The following is a 21,305-nucleotide window of genomic DNA, read 5'->3' as shown; positions in this document are numbered from 1 at the left end:
AGCAATCGAAACACATCGATCGCACTTGCCACGGCGGCCGTGCTAACGTCCACCCGAAAGCTGATGCTTTTGGGGGAGCTCACCTTGATCCTGATCGCCAATATCCTGGTGGCGCTGGTCGCGGCGCTGCACGTCTTCTTCCTCGTCCTGGAGATGTTTCTCTGGGACAAGCCGCTGGGCCTGAAGGTGTTTCGGAATTCGCCCGAGAAGGCCGAGATCACCAGGGTGCTGGCCGCCAATCAGGGTCTCTATAACGGCTTCCTCGCGGCCGGCCTGGTCTGGGGCCTGTTCCACGGCAACCCGGCCTTCGCATTCCAGATCAAGGTGTTCTTCCTGCTCTGCGTAATCGTGGCCGGCGCCTATGGCGCGGCGACCGTCAGCACGCGGATTCTGATCGTGCAGGCGCTGCCGGCGGCAATCGCGCTGATTGCGATGTTTCTCGCCTGAGACGCTACGGCACAGCGCCGCGATCCTTGCGCTGCGGCGAAGCTTCCTCCACAATCTTCGGCAGCGATGGCGACCGTTGCAATCAACGGAGAAAGACCATCGGCCGATAATTCCGTCAGGAGGAACGTTCCAATATGAACAATCGCAGAGCCTTCCTAGCTGCCACGGCGGCGTTCGCCCTCGCAGTCTCGACCAGCCAGGCCCTCGCCCAGAAGAAATACGACACCGGCGCAAGCGACACCGAGATCAAGATTGGCCAGACCGTGCCGTTCTCCGGCGCCTATTCGGTCTACGCCAATATCGGCAAGACCCAGGCCGCATATTTCAGGATGATCAACGATCAGGGCGGCATCAACGGCCGCAAGATCAACCTGATCCAGTATGACGACGCCTATTCGCCGCCGAAGACCGTCGAGCAGGTGCGCAAGCTGGTCGAGGGCGATGAGGTCCTGTTCACCTTCCAGCTGATCGGCACAGCCGCGAACGCCGCCGTGCAGAAGTACCTCAACGGCAAGAAGGTACCTCAGCTGCTGGCCTCGACCGGTGCCGCGCGCTTCAACGATCCGCAGAACTATCCTTGGACCATCGCTTACAATCCCAACTATGTGTCCGAGGGGCGGATCTACGCAAAATACATTCTCGCCAATCACCCCAACGCCAAGATCGGCGTGCTCTACCAGAACGACGACATGGGCCGCGACTATCTTGCCGGCCTCAAGAGCGGCCTCGGCGACAAGGCCAACATGATCGTCGGCGAGGTGTCGTATGAGGTGACCGACCCCACCGTCGACTCGCAGGTGGTGAAGCTGAAGTCGATGGGCGTCGACCTGTTCTATAACGCCTCGACGCCGAAATTCGCGGCGCAGGCGATTAAGAAGCTTGCCGATCTCGGCTGGACGCCGGTGCACATCCTCGACATCAATGCGAGCCCGATTTCGGCGACGCTGAAGCCGGCAGGCCTCGACATCTCCAAGGGCATCATCTCGACCAATTACGGCAAGGAGCCGAGCGACCCGCAGTGGAAGGACGATCCCGGCGTGAAGGCTTTCTTCGCTTTCATGGACAAGTATTTCCCGGAAGGTGACAAGCTCAACACCATCAACACCTACGCCTATTCGGTCGCCGAGCTCTTGGTGCAGGTCTTGAAGCAATGCGGCGACGATCTGACGCGTGCGAACATCATGAAGCAGGCCGCCAATATCAAGGGCTACACGCCGAGCCTGGCGCTGCCCGGCATCAAGATCAACACCGGCCCGAACGACTACCGCGTCAACAAGCAGATGCAGATGATGAAGTTCAACGGCGAGCGCTGGGAGCTGTTCGGACCGATCATCGAGGACACCGGCCCGTCGGGCTAGAACGCATCTGCCTCTGCGACGTCATGCCCGGGCTTGTCCCGGGCATCCACGTTGTTGGGGCGTCAAGGAAGCCGTGGATGGCCGGGTCAAGCCCGGCCATGACGATCGAGAGAGCCTCCTACTTGGCGTTCAGGTCGGTATCTCTCCAAAGTTCTTCCCGACCGGCAGCACGGCGTGCCGGATCAGCCGCGAATCCTCCACCGCGGCCTGGCGGTGCTTCACCGCCTCACGATAGACGGGGTCGCGGATCATCTCGACGAAGGCGGCGACGGTTGGATATTCGGCGATGAAGCAATGGTCCCAGCGTTCCTCCTGCGGGCCGATCAGCATCAGCTCGAATTTGCCCTGCCAGACGATGCGCCCGCCGAGCCGTTCGAACACCGGGCCGCTTTCGCGGCCATAGGCCGCATAGGCTTCCGCGCCGCTGGCCTTGCGGCCGTCGGGATAGGCCGCCTCTTTGCGCAGGCGCACCAGGTTGAGCATGTGGATCGGGCCCGGCCGATCGTTCTCCCGGAATTGCGCGAAGATCTCCTTGGTCGGATCGATATGGCCCATGGCGCTCCCTCATCTTATTGATACGAGCGATCTTAGCCTTGCGGCCCCCGAAGCGGAACTGCGGCCGGCGAATGCCGCATCTCCTAATCGTGCGTTAACGCCGGGGTAACCCGGCCTTAAACAGCGACCGCTAGCGTCTCGGCGGGGCGGGCTGACCGGGCGTTTTGCGTATGGCGTGGGGAAAGAAAAAGGGTGCGCGGAAGGAGCCGCTGTTCGGCTTGCCCGCGGCGCTCGCCGATCTGCGGCTCACCCCGGCAGACCGCGTTCCCGGCGGCGACGACAAGCCGAAGAAATCCGCGAAACCATCCGCCAAGCGCAAGAGCGAGGATGCCGGCACCGAGCCGCCGCGCGAGCGCAAGGCGCCAGCCGGCCGCAGCGGCGCCAAGCGTCGAGCGAAGTCGCGTGGCGGGTTCGGTCTCGGCCGCCTTGTCTATTGGGGCGCGGTGCTGAGCCTGTGGGGCGTCATCGCGGTGATCGGCGTCGTGATCTATGTCGGCGCGCATCTGCCGCCGATCCAGTCGCTGGAGATCCCGAAGCGCCCGCCAACGATCCAGATCGTCGGCATCGACGGCAGCATTCTGGCCCAGCGCGGCGAGATGGCCGGCGCCAATGTCGCGCTGAAGGATCTGCCGCCGCATTTGCCGAAGGCGTTCATCGCCATCGAGGACCGCCGCTTCTATTCGCATTTCGGCATCGACCCGGTCGGCATCCTGCGCGCGCTCGTCACCAACGTGCTCCATCGCGGCGTCTCGCAGGGCGGCTCGACCTTGACGCAGCAGCTCGCGAAAAACCTGTTCCTGACCCAGGAGCGCACTATCCGGCGCAAGCTGCAGGAGGTGGAGCTCGCGATCTGGCTGGAGCGCAAGCATTCCAAGGATGAGATCCTGGAGCTTTACCTCAACCGGGTCTATTTCGGCTCGGGCGCCTACGGCGTCGAGGCGGCAGCGCAGAAATATTTCGGCAAGTCGGCGAAGGCCGTGACGGTCGCGGAAGCCGCGATGCTGGCCGGCCTCGTCAAGTCGCCGTCCCGCCTTGCCCCGAACCGCAATCCGGAAGGTGCCGAAGCGCGGGCCCAGATCGTGCTCGCGGCGATGGCGGATGCGAAGTTCATCACCGACGCGCAGGCGAAGGCCTCGATCGGCCATCCCTCCTACAACGTGAAGCCGGCCGGCGCCGGCACGGTGAACTATGTCGCCGACTGGATCGGCGAGGTGCTGGACGATCTGGTCGGGCAGATCGACGAGAGCATCAAGGTCGAGACCACGATCGATCCGAAGCTGCAGAGCGTGGCGGAAGCCGCCATCATCGACGAGCTCGCGGCCAAGAGCGTGAAGTTCAACGTCAGCCAGGGCGCGCTGGTGGCCATGACGCCCGACGGCGCGGTGCGCGCCATGGTGGGCGGGCGGAACTATTCCGACAGCCAGTACAACCGCGCGGTCACGGCAAAACGTCAGCCGGGCTCCTCGTTCAAGCCGTTCGTGTACCTGACCGCGCTCGAGCAGGGGCTGACGCCCGACACCATGCGCCAGGACGCGCCGATCGAGGTCAAGGGCTGGCGTCCTGAGAACTACACCCATGAATATTTCGGCGCGGTGACGCTGACGCAGGCGCTGGCGATGTCGCTCAACACCGTCGCGATCCGTCTTGGCCTCGAGGTCGGGCCGAAGAACGTGGTGCGCACCGCACACCGCCTCGGCATCTCCTCCAAGCTCGAGCCCAACGCCTCGATCGCGCTCGGCACCTCCGAAGTCTCCATGGTCGAGCTGGTCGGCGCCTATGCGCCGTTCGCCAATGGCGGCCTCGCCGTGGCGCCGCATGTCGTCACAAGGATCAGGACAGTCAGCGGCAAGCTGCTCTACATGCGCCAGGCGGAGGAGCGCAACCAGGTCATCGACCCCCGCCATGTCGGCATGATGAACGCGATGATGCGGGAGACGCTTGTTTCGGGCACTGCCAAGAAGGCGGAGATCCCGGGCTGGCCGGCGGCGGGCAAAACCGGCACCAGCCAGGATTATCGCGACGCCTGGTTCATCGGCTACACCGCCAATCTCGTCACCGGCGTCTGGCTCGGCAATGACGACAACTCGCCGACCAAGAAGGCGACCGGCGGCGGCCTGCCGGTCGAAGTCTGGTCGCGCTTCATGAAGGCCGCGCACGAGGGCGTGCCGGTGGCGGCGTTGCCGAGCTCACCCGGCGGCTGGGGCCTGTCGAACCTCGCGCAGGCGGCCTCGCAGGTGTCGCCGCCGACGCCCGCGGCACCGCCACAACCGAACGCCGGCGGCTATCGCCCGCCGCCTCCGACGCGCGCCAATGTGCGCCCCGAGGCGGCAGCCGGGCTCGATGGCTGGCTGATGGACCGGCTGTTCGGCGGGAATCGGTAGTTGTGGGTTGGGACCCTTCGGGCCTCAAAGCACAAACTGCGAAAACAACCCCATGCACAGTAGAAGACGAGGTCCGGCGCGATGCGCGCTGGATGCTGCGAAGCGGTTGATGCGCCGGGATTAATCAGGCAAGCGGCGCAATCGTCGCGAAGTGTGGCGATAATGGAGCGGTGATGCCTGCCCACTCTCTCCTGTCATTCCCCGCGAAGGCGGGGAATCCAGTACTCCGAGGCATCGAGATTCATAACGGCTGCTGCGGCGTACTGGATCGCCCGCCTTCGCGGGCGATGACAGCGCTGGGAGCGCGGCCTGATCTGCGAGGAACTAATCCTCGACGCCATACCGGTGCAGATCATTCCCGTACGTGTCGAGCCACTTCTTGGCGCGCTCCATCGACGGGCAGACCTTGCCGCAGACGCGCCAGAAGCGCGGCGAGTGGTTCATCTCGACGAGATGGGCGACTTCGTGCGCGGCGAGGTAGTCGAGCACGAAGGGCGGGGCGAGGATCAGCCGCCAGGAGAACGACAGCGAGCCGGCCGAGGTGCAGGAGCCCCAGCGGCTGGACTGATCGCGGATCGAGAGGCGCTTGACCCTGACCCCGAGCTCGGCCGCGTAGACCTCCGCCGAGCGCTGCAGGTCGCGGCGCGCCTCGCGCTTGAGGAAATCGCTGACGCGCCGATCGACATGCTCGAGGCCGCCGGCGACGCAGAGAATGCGCTCACCGCTGTCACGCACCTCGGTCCACACCGTGCCGCGGGTGCCGGCGCGATGAACGATGCGATGCGGCGTCCCGCGCAGCGGTATCACCGTGCCCGGCTGGAACGGTGCGGCCTTCGGCAAGCGGCCGAGGCGCGCTGCGATCCACGCACCGTGACGCTGTGCGAAGTCCTTGGCCTCCGCAAGCGTGCCGCGCGGCGGCATGGTGAGGATGGCTTCGCGGTCGCTCGGATGGATTCGGAGCGTGTAACGGCGCGCGCGGCGGTGCCGGCGCAGCCGAATCGCAAAAAATTGCGATCCGTGGGTGATGACGAGGGTCTTCGGTTCGTGGGGCCTACGATAAAGGAGTGCGCGGGTGGCCATGTCTGTCAGTCCGGGGGGCAGGAGGGCGCCCGGATTCTGCCATAACCGCCGCCATGGGAAGCGCTCGGCGCAAAAACAAATCATTTGCCCAATATACAGCGGTCAGGCGTCCGGGAGACCCTACAGACTGGGGTTGGAACCGGCTTTTTTCGCCCCCGCTAGACGCATGCAACACCCCCAAGGGGTGAGGGCTGACTCACTCCTATAAAGCTACCTAAATACCGCGAATCTGGCGTGGAGTTGCGCCCGCCGGCGGCCGCGACAGGGGCCTAAATTTCGACGGGAAAGCCGAAATTCGAGGTTATTCAGCCGCAAGCGCCTGCAACGAAGCAGGATTCGCAGCCGAAACCATGAAGTCGTGAATCCGTGGCACGATCTCCGATTTGAAACGCGATCCATTGAACACGCCGTAATGTCCGACGCCCTTCTGGACGTAATGAACGCGGCGATGATCGGGAATCGCGCTGCACAATGTGTGCGTCGCCTCGGTCTGACCGAGACCGGAGATGTCGTCGTTCTCGCCTTCGACCGTCATCAACGCGACGCGCTTGACCTTGGAAGGATCGACGCGGGTTCCGCGATGGGTCATCTCGCCCTTCGGCAACGAGTGCTTCACGAACACGGTGTCGACGGTCTGCAGGTAATACTCGGCCGACAGATCCATCACCGCGAGATATTCGTCGTAGAAGTCGCGATGCTTGTCGGCGAGATCGCCGTCGCCCTTCACCAGATGGGCAAACAGCTGCTTGTGGGCATCCATGTGCCGGTCGAGATTCATGCTGATGAAGCCGTTGAGCTGCAAGAATCCTGGATAGACGTCGCGCATCATGCCCGGATGCGGGAACGGCACTTTGGTGATGACGTGGTTGCGGAACCAGTCGATGCCGCGCTCCTGGGCGAGATTGTTCACCGCTGTCGGATTGCGGCGGGTGTCGATCGGGCCGCCCATCAGCGTCATTGAGGTCGGCACGAACGGATCGCGCCGCGCTTCCATGATCGAGACCGCCGCGACGACGGGCACGGAGGGCTGGCACACCGCCATCACGTGGGTGTTGCCGCCGAGCACATGCAGCATCTCGATGACATAGTCGATGTAATCGTCGAGATCGAAGCGGCCTTCGCTCAAGGGCACCATGCGGGCATCGGCCCAGTCGGTGATGTAGACCTCATGCGCCGGCAGGAAGGCTTCGACCGTGCCGCGCAGCAGCGTCGCATAATGGCCGGACATCGGCGCCACGATCAGCACACGCGGCTGCGGACTGCGCAGCGGACGGGCGAACTTGCGGTCGAAGTAGAGCAGCTTGCAGAACGGCTTTTCCCAGACCGAGCGGATCTCGACGGGGACCCGGATGCCGTTGACCTCGGTGTCGTTGAGACCCCATTCCGGCTTGCCGTAGCGGCGCGTGGTGCGCTCGAACAATTCGCAGGCCGCGGCGACCGACTTGCCGACCTCGGTGCGCGACCAGGGATTGAGGGGGTTCTGAAACAGCAGCTTGGTCGCGTCGGTGACCGCACGCGCCGGATTGAGAGAGGCGTGCGCCATCTCGTACATCCAGTACATCGGCGTCGTCAGGGCCGGACTGCCTTCTGCCGCCAGGGGCGGTGCGCCGCCGAACTCACCAATAGGCATCGTCATATTCCTCTTCGCATCGCAGCATACTGCCGAATGCGTAATATTGCGTCAATGCATGGTTCCGTACATCTACGTGCCGAAAACCGCCAAATCAGCCTGAATCCACGGGAAAGTGACTTTATTCACCGCCCGACAGCAGCGAGCCGTGCCGCTTTGCGCTGCGCAAAAGGGCAAGGAATGCCCCAAAAGATGCAACCAAAAGGACGGCGTTGATGAGCAACGCCTCCATCATCAGATCGCTCCTAAAGGTCTGCTCGATCAGCAGCGCGCGCATGCCCTCGAAGGCATAGGTCGGCGGCAACGCCCAGGCGACGTATTGCAGCCACACCGGCAACACGCTGACGGGGTAGTAGACGCAGGCAAGCGGCAGGATTGCGAACATCAAGGTCCAGACGATGCTCTCGGCGCCGAGGCCGTTACGCACCACGAGGCCCGAGACGAAGATGCCGACCGACCAGCTCGTGAAGATCAGATTGCAGAAGAACGCGATCAGGGGCAGGCCGAGGGCATAGATGTTGAAGTGAAACAGGAACAGCGCGAGCAGGGTCATCGGAATGATGCCGATCGCAAGCCGGATCAGGCTCATGACCATGAGCGCCAACAGAAACTCGATCGGCCTCAAGGGGCTCATCATGAGATTGCCGAGGTTGCGCGCCCACATCTCCTCCAAGAACGAGATGGAGAAGCCGAGCTGGCCGCGGAACAGGATGTCCCAGAGGATGACGGCGCCGATCAGCGTGCCGCCGGCGCGCGCGAAGAAATTGGCGTTCTCGGCGATGTAATACTGGAGAAAGCCCCAGGTGATGACCTGCAGCGCCGGCCAATAGAGCAGCTCGAGCAGCCGCGGCCAGGACGACAGCAGCAGATACCAATAGCGCAGGATCATCGCGCCGATGCGGTGGAGCGAGATGCCGCGGTGGAGGGAGAGCTCGGTCATGGCCGTACCCCGTGGCCGGGATGGAAAGTGTCATCCCGGGGCGCGACGTAGTCGCGAACCCGGGATCCATAATCACAGGATTGAATTTGGCGAAGACTCGGATTTACCAGTCTCGCCTCACAGCTGCCGCCTGTGGTTATGGATTCCGGGCTCGCGCTCCGCGCGCCCCGGAATGACGTCGTTCCATTGAAGTTACGATTACAGCTCTCCCTCACCTCACCGCCTCCTTCGCCCCGTTTGCCCGGCCGCGGGCGACGTCGAGAAACACCTCCTCCAGCGTGGTGCGGTTGTAGCGGGCCATGATCGCCTCGGGCGTGTCGTCGTCCTCGATGCGGCCGCGCTTCATGATGATGACGCGGTCGCAGAGCCGCTCGACCTCGAGCATGTTGTGCGAGGCGAGGAGAATGGTGGCGTTGTTGTCCCGGCGATACCGCTCCAGATGCGCCCGCACCCAATCGGCGGTATCGGGGTCGAGCGAGGCGGTCGGCTCGTCCAGCAAGAGCAGCTCCGGCTGGTTGATCAGCGCCTTTGCCAGCGCAACGCGGGTCTTCTGCCCGGCGGAGAGCTTGCCGTTGGCGCGGTCGATGAAATCGCCGAGGTCGAGATCGGCGGCGAGCCTGGCAATGCGCTCAGTGAGGTTCTTCACCGCATAGAGCTTGCCGAACACGGTGAGGTTCTGCCGCACCGTGAGCCGCATCGGCATGTCGACATAGGGGCTTTCGAAATTCATCCGCCCCAGCACGGACGCACTCTCGTCCGGCATCTCGTGACCGAGCACCTGCACGCGGCCGGAGGTCGGCAGCACCAAGCCCATGATCATCGCGATGGTCGTGGTCTTGCCGGCGCCGTTGCCGCCGAGCAGCCCGGTGATGCTGCCGCGCGGCAGCGAGAAGGAGATGTCGTCGACGGCGCGGGTCTGCTTGTAGACCTTGACGAGGTGATCGGCGGCAATTGCCGCGGACGAATCTCGATCCGCGACAGTCGGCCGACTTGAAGCCTTGCCATTCTCGGTCATGCTGGCCGTTCTTCTGCTATTGCATCGGCGAGCGCAAGGCTCGATGTAAGGGCTCCTCACCGGGCGGTTCCGTCAGCCCGGCGTCCGTGACCTTGGAAGGCGCCGCCACATTGGCCGATATGACCAAAATTGCCGATTCCGACTTCCATCACGCGCAGCGGCATATCCGGCTGGACACGATCCTGCGGCTGCGCTGGCTGGCGGTGCTGGGGCAACTCGCCGCGATCTTCATCGTGGCCCAGGGGCTGGAGTTCAACGTCGAGATCATTCCCTGCGTCAGCATCATCGCGCTCTCGGCGGCGCTCAACCTCGCACTCCAGACCGCAGCCAATCCGATGCAGCGGCTGGAGCCGATGCAGGCGGCCGGCCTGCTCGCGCTGAACATCGTCGAGCTGGCCGGTCTGTTGTTCTTCACCGGCGGACTGCAGAACCCGTTCTCGTTCCTGTTCCTCGCGCCCGTGCTGATCTCGGCCACGGCGCTGCCGGCCCGTTTCACCTTCGGCCTCGGCCTGCTCGCGGTGGCCTGCGCGTCGATCCTGTTCTTCTTCCATTTTCCGCTGCCGTGGGATTCCGAGGATCCCCTGGTGCTGCCGCCGGTCTATCTCGTCGGGGTCTGGCTTTCGATTGCGCTCGCGATCGGCGTCACCAGCCTCTACTCGTTCCAGGTGACCGAGGAGGCGCGCAAGCTTGCGGACGCGCTGGCCGCAACCGAACTGGTGCTGACGCGCGAGCAGCACCTGACCCAGCTCGACGGTCTTGCCGCCGCGGCCGCACACGAGCTCGGCACGCCGCTCGCGACGATCTTCCTGATCTCGCGCGAGCTGGAAAAGACGGTGAAGGAGCCAAGCATCGCCGCCGACCTGAAGACCTTGCGCGAGCAGACCCAGCGCTGCCGCGACATCCTCAGCAAGATCACCCAGCTTTCCCCCACCGGCGCGCCGTTCGACCACATGAAGCTGTCGGAGCTGATCGAGGAGGTGGTGGCGCCGCATCGCGATTTCGGCGTCGAGATCAAGGTGCGGATCGCGGTGGCCGCGGCGGCGGAGCCGGTCGGCTCGCGCAATCCCGCCATCCTCTACGGCATCGGCAACATCGTCGAGAACGCGGTCGATTTCGCCCGCACCACCGTCGAGGTGAACGCCTGGTGGAACCAGGACCATATCGAGCTCGTGATCTCCGACGACGGACCGGGCATTCCACCCGATATCCTCAACCGGATCGGCGAGCCCTATCTGTCGCGGCGACGCCCCCAGGATGATGGTGGCGGCGAACGGCGCGGCCTCGGCCTCGGCGTCTTCATCGCGCGCACCTTGCTGGAGCGCACCGGCGCGAAGGTTTCGTTTACCAACCGAATCTTTCCGGACCATGGTGCGGTGGTTCAGATCACATGGCCGAGACAGCGTTTTGAGGCTATCGAGACGCTCGAAGAAACAATAGGATAGCCGCGACCTTGCGTCGCACAACGGGGCGGGTCGACCATTTGCCGCCTTGGCACCGCGCGATTGCGACGCCATATGTCGATGCGCTGGAGAGAGGAAACAACCTTGAACGCCATTGCCGACCTGAACGAACAGACCGACCGCTCGCTGCTCATCGTTGAAGACGACAAGCCGTTTCTGGAGCGTTTGTCACGGGCCATGGAGAGCCGCGGCTTTTCGGTGACATCATGCGACACGGTCTCGGACGGGCTTGCGCAGATCGGCAAATCGGCGCCGGCGTTCGCGGTGGTGGATCTGCGGCTCGGCGACGGCAACGGCCTCGACGTGGTCTCGGCGCTCAAGAAGAAGCGGCCGGATGCGCGCGCGATCGTGCTGACCGGCTACGGCAACATCGCCACTGCGGTGACCGCGGTGAAGATGGGCGCGATCGATTATCTCTCCAAGCCCGCGGATGCCGACGACGTCGTCGCCGCACTGCTGTCGACCAACACGGACAAATCCGAGCTGCCGGCCAACCCGATGTCGGCCGACCGCGTCCGCTGGGAGCACATCCAGCGCATCTACGAGATGTGCAATCGCAACGTCTCGGAAACGGCGCGCCGGCTCAACATGCACCGGCGTACCTTGCAGCGGATCCTGGCGAAGCGCGCGCCGAGGTAGCGGTCGCATAGGGTGGGCAAAGGCGCGAAGCGCCGTGCCCACGTTCTCTATTTCGATCCTGATTAATTTTAATTGGTGGGCACGCTTCGCTTTGCCCACCCTACGACACTGCGTAGCCCGGATGGAGCGCAGCGTAATCCAGGATTGGCGCGACGGGCTGCAATTGTCCCGGATTGCGCTGCGCTCCATCCGGGCTACGAAGTCAGCCTACTCCCAGAAATCCGCATGGCCCTGCGGATCGACCAGGCGGTTGATCCGCAAGGCCGCCGTCATCGCGAAACGTACCGTCATCTGCTTGCGTGTGGCGGCGGCGAGCTTGTGCTCGGGTGCCTCGCAATGCAGGTGCGCGCCGTAGGCGTCGGCGACGATCAGGCCGGTGTCATCGGGGAAGATCTCGCACGGCAGATCCTGCGTGAAGGCGAAGAACAGCCGGTCGCAATGGGCGCGGTATTCGTGCCATTTCTGATCGGCGCGCAAATCCTCGACCGACGACTTGATCTCGACGATCCAGATCTCGCCGCGCTCGTTCAGCGCGACGAGATCGGCGCGCCGGCCCGACGGCAGCGGCAATTCGCTGATGCAGGAGAAGCCGAGCGAGCGCAACAGACGCGCGGTGCCGCGCGCGATCGCCAGCGCCGTCTCCGACTGGCGACGATCCGGCGGCGGCACGAGTGTGATGCGGGCGATGTTGTCCATGGCGGGAGAATAGCCGATTCCATCCCGCCCGTCATTCCGGGACGCGCGCAGCGCGAGCCCGGAATCCATAACCACAGGGAGACGTGTGGGGCAAAGCGGGCAACTCCGAGTCGTCGCAAAACTTCTTCCTGTGGTTATGGGTCCTCAGATGCGCAATTGCGCATCATAGCTCGCGACTTCGTCCCGCCCCGGGACGACAGTTAGGTGGGTGACGCCACCACCACGCCCTCGTTGCCGCGCAGGTCCAGCACGCCTTCGATCTCCTCACCTTCGCGATCCAGGAACGTCGACAGCAAGATGCTGCTGCCGAAACGGATCGCGCTGCTGGTCACCGCGACCGGATCGGGGCCGAGATTGAGCGCGACGATCACGGCCTTGCCGCCGGCCGCGCGGCGATAGATCAGCAGATCGCCTTGCGCGGCGATCGGATGATAATCGCCCGTGACCAGCGGAGGGCAGCTCTTCCGCAAGCCGATCAGGCGCTTGTAGAGGTTGAGGATCGAACGCGGGTCGGCTTCGAGATTGGCGACATTCTCGCGGATGTGGTCCTCCGGCAGCGGCAGCCAGGGCCTTGCTTGCGAAAAACCTGCGAAGTTCGAGGAATCCCATTGCATCGGCGTGCGGCAGCCGTCGCGGCCGACACCGATGCCGGGGACGTTCTTCTCGAAGGGATCGCGCACGTCCTCCGGCGCGATCGCGAGCTGGTGCATGCCGATCTCGTCGCCGTAGTAAAGCGTCGGCGTGCCGCGCAGCGTCAGCAGCAGCATCGCCGCGACGCGGGCCTGCTCGGGCCCGACGCGGCTCGCGACGCGCGGACGATCGTGATTGCCGAGCACCCAGTTCGGCCAAGCGCCGCGCGGCAATGCCTTTTCGTAATCCTCGATGATCTTTTCGATCGAGCGGGCGCTCCAGAAGGTCGAGAGCAGCGCGAAGTTGAACGGCATCTGCGCGCCGGTGAGATCGTTGCCGTAATAGGCCACGAGCCGGTGCAGCGGCAGATAGATTTCGCCGATTAAGACGCGCGCGCCATAGGAATCGGTGACGCGCCGCATCTCGGCGATAACGTCATGCACCTCCGGCTGGTCGGTAGAATATTGCGTGAGGATTTTTTCGTTCGGCGGACGGCCCTCGACGTAGTGCGGGTTGGCCGGATTGTCGCGGAATTCGGCGTCCTTGATCAGGTGCCAGATCACGTCGACGCGAAAGCCGTCGACGCCCTTGTCGAGCCAGAACCGCATCACGTCGTAGATCGCTTTGCGGACGTCCGGATTGCGCCAGTTGAGATCCGGCTGCTGGGCGAGGAAGGCGTGGTAGTAATATTGTCCCGTGGTCTCGTCGAAAGCCCACGCACTGCCGCCGAACTCGGACAACCAATTGTTCGGAACGCCGCCGCCTGGCGCAGGATCGCGCCAGATGTACCAGTCGCGCTTGGGATTGTCGCGCGAGGACCGGCTCAGGGCGAACCAGGGATGCTGGTCGGAGGTGTGGTTCGGCACGAGGTCGAGGATCAGCTTCAGGCCGTTGTCGTGGGCGGCCGCGAGCAACGCGTCGAAATCGGCCATCGTGCCGAACAGCGGCTCGATGCCGACATAGTCCGAGATGTCGTAGCCGAAATCGGCCATCGGCGAGGGAAAGATCGGCGACAGCCAGATCGCATCGACGCCGAGCGACTTGACGTAAGGCAGCCTCTTGAGGATGCCGGCGAGATCGCCGACGCCGTCACCGTCCGAGTCCTGAAACGAGCGCGGATAGATCTGATAGAAGATGCCATCGCGCCACCAATTCTCGTTGTCGTGAGCCATGCCGAAGACCACCCAAATCTGACGCCTTGCGCGGGAGAACGCGACAGCAACGCCCCGGTTCAAATTGGCAGGCCAATTGGGACGGCCGTGTGACGGTCGTTCCCTGGCACGGGCCCGAATCTTTTGCTTGGCGGCCCGGCAAAAATCGGCATTGTGAGGCCATGACCGAGCAAAACGACAGCCAAGAATCCCGGCAAGCCAAGGCGGGCGCGATCATCGTTCCCGTGACGCTGTTCGAGCAGAACTGCACCATCATCTGGGACGAGCCTTCCAAGAAGGCCGTGGTGATCGATCCCGGCGGCGACGTGCCGAAGATCCTGGATGCGATCAAGCAGACCGGCGTCACGGTGGAGAAGATCTGGCTGACCCACGGCCATATCGACCATGTCGGCGGCGCGGCCGAGCTGCGCGATGCGCTGACGGTGCCGATCGAGGGACCGCATGTCGCGGACAAGTTCCTGCTCGACAACGTCGTGGCGAGCGGCGCGCGCTTCGGCATGACGGGAGGACGCGATTTCACGCCCGACCGCTGGCTCGACGAGGGCGACAGCGTGTCGATCGGCGGCTTGCAGTTCGACATCCTGCATTGTCCGGGTCATTCGCCCGGCAGCGTGGTGTTCTTCAACAAGGATCTGCGGTTTGCCCATGTCGGCGACGTCCTGTTCGCCGGCTCGGTCGGACGCACCGACCTGCCCGGCGGCAGTCACGCCACGCTGATCAGTTCGATCAAGACGAAATTGCTGCCGCTCGGCGACGATGTCGGCTTCATCTGCGGCCACGGCGCCGGCTCGAGCATCGGCCAGGAACGGATGACCAATCCGTTCATCACCGGCGAGATGTAGGCTTATTCAGCGGCGTCCGCGAGTGCCGTCGCCTCACCGAGATTGCGCTCGCCCCACTCGCGGATTGCGGCAACGACGGGGACGAAGCTCTTGCCCTTGCGCGTCAGGCGGTACTCGACCTTCGGCGGCACCTCGCCGAAATCCTTGCGGTCGATCAGGCCGCTCATCGTCAACGCCTTCAATTCGCGGCTGAGCACGCGCGGGGTGATCTCGGCGCTGCCTGACGCGCCGCGCAGCAAGCCGCTTCTGATCTCGCCGTAGCGGCGCGGGCCGTCCTTGAGGTCCCAGACGATGCGCAGCTTGTATTTGCCGCTGATCATCTTCTGAAACGCCGCGACCGGACAGGTGCGCGCGGGAGACATCTTCGCCATGTCGTTTCCTCCACGTGGAAGATTCTTGTTTTGACGCGTTTTCTTTACGCGAACCGGTATCCACTTCGCTCGAAAACGCTATGCGATGAGGATAGGAGCAACGGCGAAAAAGTCCATACTATCAATTTTGTCCATACTTGCGGGATCGTATCGAGCGCGCAGATGATGACGCACAAGACGAACAGGGAGCGTCACATGAAGCACTTCATGATCAGATACGCGTTCAAGAACGGCACGACGGAGGAGTGGCACCGCGAGATCGGCCGCTTCATCAGGGCGATCGACGCCGATGCGGAGCTGAAGGGGAGGATCGGTTATCGTTGCCTGAAGCATCGCGACGACGGCAGCTATCTCCACTTCGCCAGCGTCGCCGACGATGCTGCGCAGAAAACGCTGCAATCGCGCGACTTCTTCAAGCACTACCAGGAGGTGACGCGGAAGGTCGCGGGCGGCGAGATCAGCGTGACGCCGGTCGAGGTGATCGATCAGACGGGGTAGACCTTGCCCTCCGGACGACAGCGGGGTGGAGCTACTTCATCAGCCCCGCGGCCGTGAGCGCGCGCGTGATGATCTGGCCGAGGTCGAAGCCGCGCGCCTTCTCGCCCTGCGGCTCGGCCGGCTCCGCGGCGACCGCGGTGCGGATCGAGCGGGCGAGATGCGGTGCCGGCGACAGTGCCGGTTTCGCGCCAGGCTTCGTGGCGGGCTTCGCGGCTTCCGCCTTCGTCGTCGCGGCGTCCGCAATCCAGCCGGTGAGAGCGAAGAACTTTGCGATGTGGTAGGACGAGGAGATGCCGGCCTCGATCAGGAAGGCACCTTCGATGCCGTAGCGCTGATCGTTGTCGGCGAGCCCCAGCGGCGTGCCGTGCGCCATGTCGGTGATGGCGTAGGACTCGACCAGCGTCTCGCCGTCCTTGTCCCACCAGGCCTGGCGCGGATAGCCGTCGACATTGGTCTCCGCCATCGGCAGTTCGGGCAAGCCATGCAGGTCGAGCCACTGCTTGACGATCTCGTTGGCATTGCCGGGATTGACGGTGCGGTCGGCGCTGCCGTGCCACACCGAGACCCTCGGCCAGGGCCCGCGATGATCGGAGGCGCTGCGCACGAGATCGCCGAGCTCGCGCGAAGGGCGCGCCGGGGAATGAAACATGCCGTCGAGCGCCTCGCGCAAGTTCGAGGCGATGCCGTAAGGCAGCCCGGCAATGATCGCGCCGGCCGCAAAGACTTCCGGATAGGTCGCGAGCATCACCGAGGTCATGCCGCCGCCGGCCGACAGGCCGGTGATGAAGACGCGCCTGGGATCGATGCGATGCGTCTTCACCATATGCGCGATCATCGCGCGGATCGAACCCGGCTCACCGCTGTCCCGCGCGGTGTCCTCCGGATTGAACCAGTTGAAGCAGGTGTTGGCATTGTTGATGCGCTGCTGCTCGGGCATCAACAGCGCAAAGCCGTAATGTTGCGCGAGCGTCGACCAGCCCGCGCCGAGATCGTAAGCGACCGCCGTCTGCCCGCAGCCATGCAGCACGACGACGAGCGCGCGCGGCCGCTGCAATTGCGCCGGCACGAACGCGAACATGCGCAAGGCGCCGGGATTGTCGCCGAAGCCAGTGACCTCCTGCAGCGGGCTCGATCCATCTGCACCGCGGCCGGGCTCGGCGAAGCGCAGTCCGTCCAGCCGGGGCAGACGTCTCAAGAGGTCGATGTTTCTGGCTAACGACACGGCAAGTTCCTGGTGGGCGACGTTCAACGTCCAGCCCAACCAGATAGTTGCTGCGGCGCAAAATAAAAAGACCGTGCGCTGTCAATCTCGGGAAATTGGCTGAAAATCTGCAAGAATCCGCACGTATTAACCGCAACGTCGCAATCTCGTGCCGATGCGCGGCGTATCCGCGCCGGAAATGCGGCGCCCATCATGACGAATGTCACAAATGACAAGAGCGAGGCGAGGAATTCTGCGCGCGCTGATTGTGAGGCTTCGACGCGGAGGTGCGAACGCGAATGAACGAACCGGCCCAATCGCGCTGCGTGTCGTTATCGTGATGAAGCGCGAAGGAGGCGAGGACTACGCAACGTCTCGCTTGCCACCGCGCATGCCTGCATTCCACCGCGCGGGACATCGCGTGATTGCGTTCGTGCCGTCAGGCACGTAGCCTGACACGACCAACAAACAGAAAATTCAGCCGGAGAGACCGCCATGGCGCGCCTGAAGTTCGGAGCCTTTCTTGCCCCGCATCACCCGATCGGGGAGCATCCGATGCTGCAGTTCCGGCGCGATCTCGACCTGGTCGAGCAGTTGGATGCGCTCGGCTATGACGAGTTCTGGTGCGGCGAGCATCATTCCTCGGGCTGGGAGATGATCGCCTCGCCCGAGATGTTCCTGGCCGCGGCCGGCGAGCGCACCAAGCGGATCAAGCTCGGCACCGGCGTTGTGTCGCTGCCCTATCACCATCCCTTCAACGTCGCCCAGCGCATGGTGCAGCTCGACCATATGACCGGCGGCCGCGCCATTTTCGGCTCCGGACCGGGCGCGCTCGCCTCCGACGCGCACACGCTCGGCATCGATCCGATGACGCAGCGCGACCGCCAGGACGAGGCGATCGGCATCATCCGCCGCCTTTTCAACGGCGAGCGCGTCACCGCCAAAAGCGACTGGTTCACGATGAACGACGCCGCGCTGCAGATCCTGCCCCTGCAGGAGGAGATGCCGTTCGTGGTGGCCTCGCAGATCTCGCCCTCCGGCATGACGCTGGCCGGCAAATACGGCATCGGCATCATCTCGCTGGGCTCGATGACGACGCAGGGCCTGATGTCGCTGCAGCAGCAATGGCAGTTCGCCGAGGATGCCGCCAAGAAGCACGGCACCACGGTCGACCGCGCCGACTGGCGCGTGCTCCTGACCTGGCACATCGCCGAGACGCGTGAACAAGCCCGCCGCGAGGCCGGCGCCGGGCTGATGCGCTGGCACAACGAATATAATGTCGGCACGCTGCAGCGGCCCGGCCTCACCGCGTTCTCATCGCCCGACGAGGCCGTCGACAAGACCGCCTTCGTCGAGGGCGCCGCGTCCACCATCGGCACGCCCGACGATCTCGTCAAGACCATCAAGAACGTGATGCAGGTCTCCGGCGGCGTCGGCGCCGTCATCGGTTTCGTGCACGACTGGGCCAATCCGGAAAACACCCGCCGGAGCTGGGACATGGTGGCGCGCTACGTTGTGCCCGAGATCAACGGCTATATCGACGGGCTGCGCAGGTCGCAAAAATTCGTGATCGAGAACCGCGCGATCTTCGAGCGTGCGGGTCAGGCCGTGATGGCCAAGATCATGGAGAACGAGAAGGCCGCCGAGGCGCTGAAGGTGACCGGCCCCGGCCGCGTCGCCATTCCCGCCGTCAACGCGCCGGATCTGCAGAAGGAAGCGGCGAAGCGGTAGGCACTCCACTCGTCGTCCCGGGGCGCGCGCAGCGCGAGCTATGATGCGCAATTGCGCATCTGAGGACCCATAACCACAGGATGCGGATTTACGAAGACTCGGAGCTACCAGCCTCGCACCAAAACTCCTCCCTGTGGTTATGGGTCCCCGCCTCCGCGGGGACGACGGCGGTGGGAGTGACGATTTTGTGCGCAAGACGACCGCAGCTCATCGCGGCCGGATCGTGCTATGTTTGCGGGGCCAGCCAACCGGAGCAAACGTCATGTCGATGCAGAATGTGGCCGCCCCTGCGCTTCCGTTCACTCCGCCCAGGCGCAACGAGCTGACGCACATTCCCGGTGACGAAGGCTGGCCGATCATCGGCAAGACCTTTCAGGTGCTCGCCGACCCCAAGGGCCATATCGAGGCGAACGGCGCCAAGTACGGTCTGGTCTACCGCACGCACTTTTTCGGCGAGACCAACGTCGTGCTGCTCGGGCCCGAGGCCAACGAGCTCGTGCTGTTCGACCAGCAGAAGCTGTTCTCCTCGACCCATGGCTGGGACAAGGTGCTGGGGCTGTTGTTTCCGCGCGGATTGATGCTGCTCGATTTCGAGGAGCATCGCCTGCATCGCAAGGCGCTCTCGGTCGCGTTCAAGTCCGGGCCGATGAAGTCCTATCTCGGCGATCTCGACCGGGGCATTTCCGCGCGCGTCGCGCAGTGGAAGGCAAAGCCCGGCGAGATGCAGCTTTATCCGGCGATGAAACAGCTCACGCTCGATCTCGCCGCGGCCTCCTTCCTCGGCGCCGATATCGGGCCCGAGGTCGACGAGATCAACCGCGCCTTCATCGACATGGTGGCCGCCGCCGTCACCCCGATCCGCCGCCCCCTGCCCGGCACCCAGATGGCGCGAGGGGTGAAGGGACGCAAGCGCATCATCGGCTATTTCCGCGAGCAGATTCCGCTGCGGCGCGGCAATCACGGCGGCGACGATCTGTTCTCGCAGCTATGCCGCGCCACCCATGAGAACGGCGCGCTGCTGTCCGACCAGGACATCATCGACCATATGAGCTTCCTGATGATGGCCGCGCACGACACGCTGACCTCGTCGCTGACCTCCTTCATCGGCGAGCTCGCCGCCAATCCGGACTGGCAGGACCGGCTGCGCGCGGAGGTGCTCGCGCTCGGCCTCGCCTCCGGCGCGCCGACCAGCTTCGACGATCTCGAGAAGATGCCGCTGACCGAGATGGCGTTCAAGGAAGCGCTGCGGCTCAAGCCGCCGGTGCCGTCGATGCCGCGCCGCGCGATGCGCGATTTCAGCTTCAAGGGTTTTGCGATTCCCGCCGGCACGGCGATCGGCATCAACCCGCTCTATACCCACCACATGAAGGAGATCTGGCCGGAGCCGGACCGTTTCGATCCCATGCGCTTCACCGAGGACGCCCAGCGTGGCCGTCACCGTTTCGCCTTCGTGCCGTTCGGCGGCGGCGCGCATATGTGCCTCGGCCTGCACTTCGCCTACATGCAGGCGAAATGTTTCGCGCGGCATTTCCTGGAGAATATCGAAGTGTCGCTCGCGCCAGGCTACAAGCCCGACTGGCAGATGTGGCCGATCCCGAAGCCGCGGGACGGGCTGCGGGTGACGGTGAAGGCGGTTTAGGCGCCGATCTCGTAGGGTGGGCAAAGCGAAGCGTGCCCACCACATTTCTCCGGGGGCAAACATCGATGGTGGGCACGGCGCGCGAAGGGCGCGCCTTTGCCCACCCTACGGCACCATCGCCGGAGCTGCTACGCCCCCTGGTCGAACGCCTTGCGCAGGGCCACATAGCCCTGCTGCTGTTGACTCCAGTTGCGGCCGCCGGTCATGGCGCCGTCGACGACGAGGTCGTGGCCGTTGATGAAGCTGGATTCGTCGCTGGCCAGGAACACTGCGGCCTGGGCGATATCTTCAGGAAGACCCGCGCGGGGGATCGGCTGCGCGGTCTTGTAGACTTCGCGCATCACCGCCGGCGTCTTCTCGGCGGCATCGGTCGAGAGCCCCAGCGCCTTGCCGAAGATGCCGGTCGCGATCGCGCCGGGCGAGATCGAGTTGACGCGAACGTTGGATTCGCCGAGCTCCATCGCCACGCATTTGGTGAGATGGATCACCGCCGCCTTGGCCGCGCCATAGACCATCGACGACGAGAAGCCGGCGAGGCGGCCGGCAATGCTGCCATTGTTGATGATGCTGCCCCCGCCCTGCTTCTTCATGTAGGGCGCGGCGTGCTTCATGCCGAGCATGACACTGCGCACCAGCGTCGCCATCGCCGCATCGAACCGCTCGACCTCGAGCCCTTCGATGCCGCCGGTCTGTGCCGGCCCGCCGGCATTGTTGAACAGGCAATCGATCCTGCCGAACTTGTCGACCGCGAGCGCGATCAGCGCCTGCATCTGCGCTTCGACGGTGACGTCGGTCTGACGGAAGATGCAGCTTTCCCCGAGCTGCTTCGCCAGCGCCTCGCCTTCCGGTACGCGCCGGCCTGCGATCACAATTTTGGCACCTTCGGCAACGAAGACTTCCGCAGTGCGCAATCCGATGCCGCTCGTCGCCCCCGTGATCACCGCAACCTTGTCGTCCAGCCTGCCCATGGAATGTTCCTGTTTTCGAGTGATTTGATGCCAAATGGCGAATGCCGGCCGC

19 protein-coding genes are annotated in these 21,305 nt (G+C 64.2%); 9 read left to right on the top strand and 10 right to left on the bottom strand.

Annotated features, from left to right (window positions below; genetic code table 11):
* Positions 1 to 63: 63 nt before the first annotated feature.
* Positions 64 to 447: a DUF1304 domain-containing protein gene (locus I6F09_RS33590; protein ID WP_081494490.1), complete on the top strand. Its 384-nt coding sequence runs from the start codon at positions 64 to 66 to the stop codon at positions 445 to 447.
* 134 nt (positions 448 to 581) lie between these two features.
* The gene (locus I6F09_RS33585; protein WP_225153624.1) at positions 582 to 1,805 is read left to right on the top strand and encodes an ABC transporter substrate-binding protein; all 1,224 of its coding nucleotides are present in this window, start codon (positions 582 to 584) and stop codon (positions 1,803 to 1,805) included.
* A 129-nt stretch (positions 1,806 to 1,934) separates the two neighbouring features.
* Here the strand turns inward: I6F09_RS33585 and I6F09_RS33580 are convergent, their stop codons facing one another.
* A complete protein-coding gene (locus I6F09_RS33580) occupies positions 1,935 to 2,360 on the bottom strand; it encodes a DUF1330 domain-containing protein (protein ID WP_036002330.1) in 426 nt (141 codons plus the stop codon).
* 170 nt (positions 2,361 to 2,530) lie between these two features.
* Here I6F09_RS33580 and I6F09_RS33575 point away from each other — a divergent pair, with 170 nt between their 5' ends.
* Positions 2,531 to 4,741 carry a penicillin-binding protein 1A gene (locus I6F09_RS33575; protein ID WP_225189931.1) on the top strand — a complete coding sequence of 737 codons (2,211 nt, stop codon included), beginning with the start codon at positions 2,531 to 2,533 and terminating at the stop codon, positions 4,739 to 4,741.
* A gap of 324 nt (positions 4,742 to 5,065) precedes the next feature.
* Here I6F09_RS33575 and I6F09_RS33570 read toward each other — a convergent pair whose 3' ends face one another.
* The 4 genes from I6F09_RS33570 to I6F09_RS33555 all read right to left on the bottom strand — a co-directional run bounded on the left by I6F09_RS33570 (position 5,066) and on the right by I6F09_RS33555 (position 9,406).
* Positions 5,066 to 5,905 (bottom strand): SprT family zinc-dependent metalloprotease, encoded by an 840-nt coding sequence (locus tag I6F09_RS33570; RefSeq protein ID WP_036023974.1) that lies wholly within the window; start codon positions 5,903 to 5,905, stop codon positions 5,066 to 5,068.
* 217 nt (positions 5,906 to 6,122) lie between these two features.
* Complete coding sequence (gene phaZ / locus I6F09_RS33565; protein WP_036023987.1) at positions 6,123 to 7,451, bottom strand: polyhydroxyalkanoate depolymerase; 1,329 nt, start codon at positions 7,449 to 7,451, stop codon at positions 6,123 to 6,125.
* 121 nt (positions 7,452 to 7,572) lie between these two features.
* Positions 7,573 to 8,391 (bottom strand): ABC transporter permease, encoded by an 819-nt coding sequence (locus tag I6F09_RS33560; RefSeq protein WP_036002338.1) that lies wholly within the window; start codon positions 8,389 to 8,391, stop codon positions 7,573 to 7,575.
* A 211-nt stretch (positions 8,392 to 8,602) separates the two neighbouring features.
* Complete coding sequence (locus tag I6F09_RS33555; protein WP_225189930.1) at positions 8,603 to 9,406, bottom strand: ABC transporter ATP-binding protein; 804 nt, start codon at positions 9,404 to 9,406, stop codon at positions 8,603 to 8,605.
* 119 nt (positions 9,407 to 9,525) lie between these two features.
* Here I6F09_RS33555 and I6F09_RS33550 point away from each other — a divergent pair, with 119 nt between their 5' ends.
* Both I6F09_RS33550 and I6F09_RS33545 read left to right on the top strand, forming a co-directional pair.
* Entirely contained in the window at positions 9,526 to 10,848 is a 1,323-nt protein-coding gene (locus I6F09_RS33550; protein ID WP_225141305.1) for an ActS/PrrB/RegB family redox-sensitive histidine kinase, read from the top strand.
* A 102-nt stretch (positions 10,849 to 10,950) separates the two neighbouring features.
* The gene (locus tag I6F09_RS33545; RefSeq protein WP_036002403.1) at positions 10,951 to 11,505 is read left to right on the top strand and encodes an ActR/PrrA/RegA family redox response regulator transcription factor; all 555 of its coding nucleotides are present in this window, start codon (positions 10,951 to 10,953) and stop codon (positions 11,503 to 11,505) included.
* A gap of 207 nt (positions 11,506 to 11,712) precedes the next feature.
* On the opposite strand, the gene I6F09_RS33540 is transcribed toward I6F09_RS33545, so the two are convergent.
* Both I6F09_RS33540 and I6F09_RS33535 read right to left on the bottom strand, forming a co-directional pair.
* Positions 11,713 to 12,201, bottom strand: a complete 489-nt coding sequence (locus tag I6F09_RS33540) for an MmcB family DNA repair protein (protein WP_225189929.1) — start codon at positions 12,199 to 12,201, stop codon at positions 11,713 to 11,715.
* Between the two features lie 200 nt (positions 12,202 to 12,401).
* Complete coding sequence (locus tag I6F09_RS33535) at positions 12,402 to 14,003, bottom strand: alpha-amylase family glycosyl hydrolase (RefSeq protein ID WP_036024022.1); 1,602 nt, start codon at positions 14,001 to 14,003, stop codon at positions 12,402 to 12,404.
* A 161-nt stretch (positions 14,004 to 14,164) separates the two neighbouring features.
* Between I6F09_RS33535 and I6F09_RS33530 the strand changes: the two genes are divergently transcribed.
* Positions 14,165 to 14,845 (top strand): MBL fold metallo-hydrolase, encoded by a 681-nt coding sequence (locus I6F09_RS33530; RefSeq protein ID WP_225189928.1) that lies wholly within the window; start codon positions 14,165 to 14,167, stop codon positions 14,843 to 14,845.
* 2 nt (positions 14,846 to 14,847) lie between these two features.
* On the opposite strand, the gene I6F09_RS33525 is transcribed toward I6F09_RS33530, so the two are convergent.
* Positions 14,848 to 15,216: a helix-turn-helix domain-containing protein gene (locus tag I6F09_RS33525; protein ID WP_036023994.1), complete on the bottom strand. Its 369-nt coding sequence runs from the start codon at positions 15,214 to 15,216 to the stop codon at positions 14,848 to 14,850.
* Positions 15,217 to 15,411: 195 nt separating this feature from the next.
* On the opposite strand from I6F09_RS33525, the gene I6F09_RS33520 reads away from it, so the two are divergent.
* On the top strand, positions 15,412 to 15,714 hold the full coding sequence (locus tag I6F09_RS33520; RefSeq protein ID WP_225130141.1) for a hypothetical protein: 303 nt from the start codon (positions 15,412 to 15,414) through the stop codon (positions 15,712 to 15,714).
* A 31-nt stretch (positions 15,715 to 15,745) separates the two neighbouring features.
* Here I6F09_RS33520 and I6F09_RS33515 read toward each other — a convergent pair whose 3' ends face one another.
* On the bottom strand, positions 15,746 to 16,936 hold the full coding sequence (locus I6F09_RS33515) for a PHB depolymerase family esterase (protein ID WP_225189927.1): 1,191 nt from the start codon (positions 16,934 to 16,936) through the stop codon (positions 15,746 to 15,748).
* A 474-nt stretch (positions 16,937 to 17,410) separates the two neighbouring features.
* Between I6F09_RS33515 and I6F09_RS33510 the strand changes: the two genes are divergently transcribed.
* Complete coding sequence (locus tag I6F09_RS33510) at positions 17,411 to 18,646, top strand: LLM class flavin-dependent oxidoreductase (protein ID WP_225189926.1); 1,236 nt, start codon at positions 17,411 to 17,413, stop codon at positions 18,644 to 18,646.
* A gap of 262 nt (positions 18,647 to 18,908) precedes the next feature.
* The gene (locus I6F09_RS33505; RefSeq protein WP_225189925.1) at positions 18,909 to 20,285 is read left to right on the top strand and encodes a cytochrome P450; all 1,377 of its coding nucleotides are present in this window, start codon (positions 18,909 to 18,911) and stop codon (positions 20,283 to 20,285) included.
* Between the two features lie 128 nt (positions 20,286 to 20,413).
* Here I6F09_RS33505 and I6F09_RS33500 read toward each other — a convergent pair whose 3' ends face one another.
* Positions 20,414 to 21,253 (bottom strand): SDR family oxidoreductase, encoded by an 840-nt coding sequence (locus tag I6F09_RS33500; RefSeq protein WP_109142073.1) that lies wholly within the window; start codon positions 21,251 to 21,253, stop codon positions 20,414 to 20,416.
* Positions 21,254 to 21,305 lie beyond the last annotated feature (52 nt).

Source organism: Bradyrhizobium sp. IC3195, assembly GCF_020193585.1.
In the GTDB taxonomy this organism is placed as follows: Bacteria; Pseudomonadota; Alphaproteobacteria; order Rhizobiales; family Xanthobacteraceae; genus Bradyrhizobium; species Bradyrhizobium yuanmingense.
The sequence above is the reverse complement of the archived record's forward strand: the minus strand, read 5'-3'. Positions and strand labels throughout refer to the sequence as shown.

Excerpts from the sequence above, each read along its gene's own strand:
- I6F09_RS33590 (WP_081494490.1), top strand. The coding sequence starts at position 64 with ATGCTTTTGGGGGAGCTCACCTTGATCCTGATCGCCAATATCCTGGTG.
- I6F09_RS33585 (WP_225153624.1), top strand. The coding sequence starts at position 582 with ATGAACAATCGCAGAGCCTTCCTAGCTGCCACGGCGGCGTTCGCCCTC.
- I6F09_RS33580 (WP_036002330.1), bottom strand. The coding sequence starts at position 2,360 with ATGGGCCATATCGATCCGACCAAGGAGATCTTCGCGCAATTCCGGGAG.
- I6F09_RS33575 (WP_225189931.1), top strand. The coding sequence starts at position 2,531 with ATGGCGTGGGGAAAGAAAAAGGGTGCGCGGAAGGAGCCGCTGTTCGGC.
- I6F09_RS33570 (WP_036023974.1), bottom strand. The coding sequence starts at position 5,905 with ATGATTTGTTTTTGCGCCGAGCGCTTCCCATGGCGGCGGTTATGGCAG.
- phaZ (WP_036023987.1), bottom strand. The coding sequence starts at position 7,451 with ATGCCTATTGGTGAGTTCGGCGGCGCACCGCCCCTGGCGGCAGAAGGC.
- I6F09_RS33560 (WP_036002338.1), bottom strand. The coding sequence starts at position 8,391 with ATGACCGAGCTCTCCCTCCACCGCGGCATCTCGCTCCACCGCATCGGC.
- I6F09_RS33555 (WP_225189930.1), bottom strand. The coding sequence starts at position 9,406 with ATGACCGAGAATGGCAAGGCTTCAAGTCGGCCGACTGTCGCGGATCGA.
- I6F09_RS33550 (WP_225141305.1), top strand. The coding sequence starts at position 9,526 with ATGACCAAAATTGCCGATTCCGACTTCCATCACGCGCAGCGGCATATC.
- I6F09_RS33540 (WP_225189929.1), bottom strand. The coding sequence starts at position 12,201 with ATGGACAACATCGCCCGCATCACACTCGTGCCGCCGCCGGATCGTCGC.
- I6F09_RS33535 (WP_036024022.1), bottom strand. The coding sequence starts at position 14,003 with ATGGCTCACGACAACGAGAATTGGTGGCGCGATGGCATCTTCTATCAG.
- I6F09_RS33530 (WP_225189928.1), top strand. The coding sequence starts at position 14,165 with ATGACCGAGCAAAACGACAGCCAAGAATCCCGGCAAGCCAAGGCGGGC.
- I6F09_RS33525 (WP_036023994.1), bottom strand. The coding sequence starts at position 15,216 with ATGGCGAAGATGTCTCCCGCGCGCACCTGTCCGGTCGCGGCGTTTCAG.
- I6F09_RS33520 (WP_225130141.1), top strand. The coding sequence starts at position 15,412 with ATGAAGCACTTCATGATCAGATACGCGTTCAAGAACGGCACGACGGAG.
- I6F09_RS33510 (WP_225189926.1), top strand. The coding sequence starts at position 17,411 with ATGGCGCGCCTGAAGTTCGGAGCCTTTCTTGCCCCGCATCACCCGATC.
- I6F09_RS33505 (WP_225189925.1), top strand. The coding sequence starts at position 18,909 with ATGTCGATGCAGAATGTGGCCGCCCCTGCGCTTCCGTTCACTCCGCCC.
- I6F09_RS33500 (WP_109142073.1), bottom strand. The coding sequence starts at position 21,253 with ATGGGCAGGCTGGACGACAAGGTTGCGGTGATCACGGGGGCGACGAGC.